The 5,224-nt window shown below is 66.5% G+C and carries 6 protein-coding genes; all 6 read right to left on the reverse strand.

Translation table 11 applies throughout. The features are described from left to right. Nucleotides 1-169: 169 nt before the first annotated feature. The 6 genes from ACFX4F_RS12780 to rsmD all read right to left on the reverse strand — a co-directional run bounded on the left by ACFX4F_RS12780 (nucleotide 170) and on the right by rsmD (nucleotide 4,999). On the reverse strand, nucleotides 170-1,057 hold the full coding sequence (locus ACFX4F_RS12780; protein ID WP_089240389.1) for an MBL fold metallo-hydrolase: 888 nt from the start codon (nucleotides 1,055-1,057) through the stop codon (nucleotides 170-172). Between the two features lie 119 nt (nucleotides 1,058-1,176). Continuing rightward, nucleotides 1,177-2,904 carry a gamma-glutamyltransferase gene (gene ggt / locus ACFX4F_RS12785; RefSeq protein WP_099820156.1) on the reverse strand — a complete coding sequence of 576 codons (1,728 nt, stop codon included), beginning with the start codon at nucleotides 2,902-2,904 and terminating at the stop codon, nucleotides 1,177-1,179. Then, nucleotides 2,901-3,182 carry a YfhL family 4Fe-4S dicluster ferredoxin gene (locus tag ACFX4F_RS12790; RefSeq protein ID WP_025878828.1) on the reverse strand — a complete coding sequence of 94 codons (282 nt, stop codon included), beginning with the start codon at nucleotides 3,180-3,182 and terminating at the stop codon, nucleotides 2,901-2,903. The genes ggt and ACFX4F_RS12790 overlap by 4 nt, the downstream gene beginning before the upstream one ends. Nucleotides 3,183-3,314: 132 nt before the next feature. Further along, nucleotides 3,315-3,806 carry a hypothetical protein gene (locus tag ACFX4F_RS12795; RefSeq protein ID WP_089240385.1) on the reverse strand — a complete coding sequence of 164 codons (492 nt, stop codon included), beginning with the start codon at nucleotides 3,804-3,806 and terminating at the stop codon, nucleotides 3,315-3,317. Between the two features lie 78 nt (nucleotides 3,807-3,884). Further along, nucleotides 3,885-4,394, reverse strand: coding sequence for a pantetheine-phosphate adenylyltransferase (coaD, locus tag ACFX4F_RS12800; protein WP_099820155.1), 510 nt, complete (start codon nucleotides 4,392-4,394; stop codon nucleotides 3,885-3,887). Between the two features lie 26 nt (nucleotides 4,395-4,420). Further along, nucleotides 4,421-4,999: a 16S rRNA (guanine(966)-N(2))-methyltransferase RsmD gene (gene rsmD / locus ACFX4F_RS12805; protein WP_380655827.1), complete on the reverse strand. Its 579-nt coding sequence runs from the start codon at nucleotides 4,997-4,999 to the stop codon at nucleotides 4,421-4,423. Nucleotides 5,000-5,224 lie beyond the last annotated feature (225 nt).

The raw sequence follows: 5,224 nt of genomic DNA on the forward strand, positions 1-5,224 counted from the left end.
GTCGGATTGCGGGGCATCCGCGCCATGGATGGCGCGGCTGAGCCTACAAGGACGTACTTGCGGCGTCCCCGCCATCCGACACCGCCCCGCCACCCCACGGATTGCCCGCCGTTGCTGTTGCTGTTGCTGTTGCTTCGGCAGGTGCAGGGCGCAGCCCTGCCGGCAAACCTCACCCCAACGCCCGCGCCTTCAACTCGCCCTGCTCATGCAGCGTAACGAAACGCCCCTTCTCATCCCGCCCGACCTGCGCCAGCGCCACCTGCGGGTCATGGGTGAAGAACAAATGCACGTTGCGCGCCAGCTTGTCTTCCAGGAACTGCCGCTTCTCGTCGATCAGCAGCTCGGCATTGCGGTCGTAGCCCATCGTGATCGGCACGTGCACCCACGAACGACCGGGAATCAGATCGGCGCAGAACACCACACCGCCGTGCGCCCCTGCGCCTGCGCGCCCCTGCCCCACGATCTCGGCCAGCATCAGCCCCGGCGTGTGGCCGTCGCTGTAACTGAAACGCACGCTGTGGCCGAGCACCTTCGAATACTCACCGTCCACCACTTCCAGGCGCCCACTGGCCTGCAGCAGGCCCGGCAGTTCCGGAATGAAGCTGGCACGATCACGCGGGTGCGGCTGCAACGCGCGCTGCCAGTGCTGCGCACCGACCACGTACGTCGCATTGGGGAACAGCAGTTCCGGTTCGCGGCCTTCGCGCCACGCGGCCAGCAGGCCACCGGCATGATCGAAATGCAGATGGCTGAGCACCACCACATCGATGTCTTCGTGCTCGAAGCCGGCTTCGCGCAGTGAATCGATCAGCACATGCTGGCTTTCCTGCACGCCATAGCGCTCGCGCATGCGCGGATCGAAAAACGCACCGATGCCGGTTTCGAACAGCACCGTTTTGCCTTCCAGCGGGCTCGCCAACAACGCGCGGCAAGCCAGCTCGATGCGATTGAGCTCGTCTGGCGCTGCCCATTTCTCCCACAACGCACGCGGCGCATTGCCGAACATTGCACCGCCATCCAGGCGCTGGGTATTACCGCGGATCGACCATAGTTTCATGGCGCAATTATCGGTCGCCGCTCGTTAAATAATCGCTAGCGGGAAAATGAAAAACCCCGCCGTTGCGGGCGGGGTTCTCAGGTTGCATCCGCCGGGCATGGCCCGGCGCTACCGCCGGATCAGGGAGCCGGCACGACCTGGGCGCTGCCGACCGGGTTGCGCGGATCGCTGCCGCCAAACAGCTTGTTGGCCTTGCGGTCCCACTCCACCGTCTGCAGGTTGCCCCATACGTGGCTGGAACCACGGCCGCCGGCAGCGACCTCGCCCGGCAGGTCGATCTTGTGGCCCATCGCCTGCAGCTGCTTGATGGTGGCGGCGTCGAACGCATTGCTTTCGGCTTCGATCAGATCCGGCAGCCACTGGTGGTGGTAGCGCGGCAGCGCGGCAACCTGCTGCGCATCCAGGCCAGCGTCGTAGCCGAGGATGCCCAGCAGCACCATGGTGATGATGCGGCTGCCACCGGGCGTGCCCAGCACGATCACCTTGTCGTCGTTCTCCATGAACGTCGGCGTCATCGAGCTGAGCATGCGCTTGCCCGCTTTCGGTGCATTGGCGGCGTAACCCATCACGCCAAACGCGTTGGGCGTGCCCGGCTTCAGCGCGAAGTCGTCCATCTCGTTGTTCAGCAGCACACCGGTGCCCTTCGGAATCAGGCCCGAGCCGTACAGCAGGTTGACGGTCTGGGTGGCGCCGACACGGTTGCCGTCGCGGTCGATGATCGAGAAATGGGTGGTCTCGTCATCTTCCAGCGGCGTCGGGTTGCCCGACAGCAGGTCGCTGGGGGTGGCCTTTTCCGGGTGGATGGTGGCACGCAGGCCCTGCGCGTAATCCTTGCTGGCCAGCACCTTCTGCGGGATCTGCACGAAATCCGGATCGCCGAGGAAGAAGGTGCGGTCACGGTAAGCACGACGCATCGACTCGACCACCAGATGGGTGCGGTGCGCGGCATCCATCTGCTTGATGTCCCAGCCTTCCAGGATCTGCAGCATGCTGGCCAAGGCGATGCCACCGGAGGACGGCGGCGGCGCGGTGGTGATCTTCCAGCCGTTGTAGTTGAAGACGATCGGCGCGCGCTGCTTCACGCGGTAGCCGGCCAGTTCCTCGGCAGTCCACTTGCCACCGGCCTGCTTCACGCCGGCCAACAGCAGCTTGCCGGTCTGGCCCTTGTAGAAGCCATCGAAGCCGCCGGCGGCCAGGCGCTCCAAGGTCTGCGCCAGTTCCGGCTGCTTGAACAGGTCACCGGTGGCGATCGGCTTGCCATTGCGCAGGTAGACCTCGCGCGTACCGGGATAGCGCTCCATCACTTCGCGGCGCGAGGCATAGCCCTTGGCCATGCGCTCATAGACCGGGAAGCCTTCACGCGCGATGCGGATCGCCGGCTGCAGCGAGGCCGCCAGCGGCAGCTTGCCGTGCTTGGCCGACAGTTCGACCAGCGCCGCCGGCAGGCCGGGAATGCCGGCCGACCACGGACCATTGACCGAACGATCGCGGTCCAGGTCACCCTTCTTGTCGAGGAAGGCCTGCGGCGTGGCCGCGGCCGGTGCGGTCTCGCGCGCGTCCAGCATCACGTCCTTGCCGGTGGCCGCATCATGCAGCAGGAAGAAGCCGCCGCCGCCCAGTCCAGAACTGATCGGCTCGACCACGGCCAGGGTCGAGGACACCGCCACCGCCGCATCGAAGGCGTTGCCGCCCTGGGCCAGGATGTCGACACCGGCCTGGGTGGCCAGGGCGTGGCCGCTGGCGATGGCAGCACCATCAGGACGCTCGGCGCGGGCCGGGGCATCAGCCCAGGCGACGGAACTCAGCAGCAGGCCGAGCAACAACAGGGGGCGGGCGAACGGCTTCATTCGGATGGGGGCTCCGCATAGAGTTCGGGATGATCGTGCTGCAGTTGGCGCAGCTTGGCCAGCAGCTCGATTTCGGTTTCGACGATGTCCGGATCGGGGTCGATGCATTCGACCGGGCAGACGACCACGCACTGCGGTTCGTCGAAATGGCCCACGCACTCGGTACAGCGGGCGGGGTCGATCACGTAGATGGTTTCACCCATCGTGATGGCCTGGTTCGGGCAGGCCGGCTCGCATACGTCACAGTTGACGCAGAGCTCATTTATTTTCAGCGACATGGCGATACTCCACGCCCGCGCCTTGGGACAAGGACCGGCCTGCGCGGGCGCGCGGGCCGGTCAGGTCATCAGCGGCGCCCATCACAGGGCGCCGCCCGGGTCGTGCCGCAGCACGACCGCCTCGGCTCGGTCTTACTTGGCTTCGACGAAAATGTACTCGGCACCGGTCGGCTGGACCACGGCCTGCACGCGGGCGTTGTCGGCGGACTGGCCGATGAAGACGACGCGCACGCCCTTCATCGAATCCGGCGAGACGTCCTTGAACACGACCTGGATCATGTCAGCCATCTTGCCCGAGGCCGACGAACCGAAGGCCAGCATGTTGCCCGGCTGCACGCCACGGGCCACGGCCTGGGTCGCGCTTTCGGTCTGGCGCTCGTACTTGGCCTGGAAGTCCGGGTCGGTTTCCGGCGAGAGGTAGTACAGGAACGGGCTGTTGGTGATGTTGCCCATGTTCTGGATGGCCACTTCCTGCAGGTACTTCTTCCAGCCTGCGTCGTCTTCCTTGGCCGGGGCGACCAGCGCCTGCTTGGCTTCGTCGACCGGAGCGGCTTCTTCCTTCTTGCAGGCGGTGAAAGCCAGGGCAAACGAGGCGATCAGCATCGCGCGCATGGTGTTGTTCATGGGTTTCCTCCCGGAATGTTGCGTGTTGGTGTGCGTAATGGGGTGCGTGGTACTACAGGATCTACTGCTGGGCAGGGCTTACGACTGCGCCGACTTCGCTTCGCGGACCTTGCGCAGCGCATCGAGCACGGCGGCCGGCACGAAGCCGGACACATCGCCCCCCAGGCGTGCGATCTCGCGGACCAGCGAGGACGAGATGAAGCTGTGCTGCTCGGCCGGGGTCAGGAACAGGGTCTCGACCTCCGGGATCAGGTGGCGGTTCATGCTCGCCATCTGGAATTCGTACTCGAAGTCGGACACCGCGCGCAGCCCGCGCAGCAGCACGCCGCCCTGCACCGAACGTACAAAATGGGCCAGCAGCGTATCGAAGCCGATGACCTCGACGTTGCTGTGGTGGCCCAGGGCGCCACGCGCCAGCTGCACGCGCTGTTCCAGCGGCAGTGCCGGTCCCTTCGAGGGGCTCTGCGCCACGCCCACCACGACCTTTTCAAACAGCGGCGCGGCCCGGCTCACCAGGTCGATGTGACCGTTGGTGATGGGGTCGAACGTGCCGGGATAGACGGCGATGCGGCGGTTGGCCACGGTCATGGGCGGTTGCAGATGTTCAGATGAGGTCAAAGTGTAGCAGTGGCGCGGCGGTACAGGGCAAAGCTCACCTCGCGGGTGCTGCCATCGCGGTGCAGCAGCCATTCCGGGGGCAGCACCGGCACGTGGCTGGCTGGCGACTCCAGGTACAGCCAGGCATCGGCGGCCAGATGCCGCGGCAGCTGGGCCAGCACGTCCTGCCACAGGCCATCGGCGAACGGCGGGTCGATGAACACCAGATCGGCCTGCTGCGCCGGCGCGGCCTGCAGCCAGCGCAGCGCGTCGGCCTGGGCGACCGTGACGTTGTCGCCCGCCTGCAGTTTGGATACGGCCGCGGTCAGATTGCGTCCCAGCTGCGGATCGCGTTCGACCAGGGTGGCATGCGCGGCACCGCGCGAGACGGCTTCCAGCCCAAGCGCGCCGCTGCCGGCGAACAGGTCCAGCACGCGGGCCCCGCCCAGCTTGGGCATCAGCCAGTTGAACAGGGTTTCGCGCACGCGATCGCTGCTGGGCCGCAGGCCCGGCAGGGTCGGCACCGGCAGCCGGGTATTGCGCCAGCGCCCGCCGATGATGCGGACCTGTCCGTCATTGCCACCACGGCCGCTCATCGGCGCCCCCGGCGGGAGGTATTCGAGAATTTCAGCATGAGCGGGATTGTAGTTCGGCCGGGCGGCGCCCGGCACCCGCCGAAGCCGAAGCAACGGCCGAAGCAACGTCAAAAGCTGGTTTCCTGTGGGTTGGCGGGGTGGGTCCGGTTGAGGGGGCCGCTGCAAGTACGTCCATGTAAGCTCGGTCGCCGCATCCATGCGGCTCACGCCCCCTCAACCGGACCC

Origin of the sequence: Stenotrophomonas sp. YIM B13575 (assembly GCF_042787595.1) — a bacterium.
GTDB lineage: Bacteria > Pseudomonadota > Gammaproteobacteria > Xanthomonadales > Xanthomonadaceae > Stenotrophomonas > Stenotrophomonas lactitubi_B.

Bases quoted from the DNA above. Each gene is read 5' to 3' on its own strand.
- ACFX4F_RS12780 (WP_089240389.1), bottom strand. From the start codon at position 1,057: ATGAAACTATGGTCGATCCGCGGTAATACCCAGCGCCTGGATGGCGGT.
- rsmD (WP_380655827.1), bottom strand. From the start codon at position 4,999: ATGAGCGGCCGTGGTGGCAATGACGGACAGGTCCGCATCATCGGCGGG.
- ACFX4F_RS12790 (WP_025878828.1), bottom strand. From the start codon at position 3,182: ATGTCGCTGAAAATAAATGAGCTCTGCGTCAACTGTGACGTATGCGAG.
- coaD (WP_099820155.1), bottom strand. From the start codon at position 4,394: ATGACCGTGGCCAACCGCCGCATCGCCGTCTATCCCGGCACGTTCGAC.
- ggt (WP_099820156.1), bottom strand. From the start codon at position 2,904: ATGAAGCCGTTCGCCCGCCCCCTGTTGTTGCTCGGCCTGCTGCTGAGT.
- ACFX4F_RS12795 (WP_089240385.1), bottom strand. From the start codon at position 3,806: ATGAACAACACCATGCGCGCGATGCTGATCGCCTCGTTTGCCCTGGCT.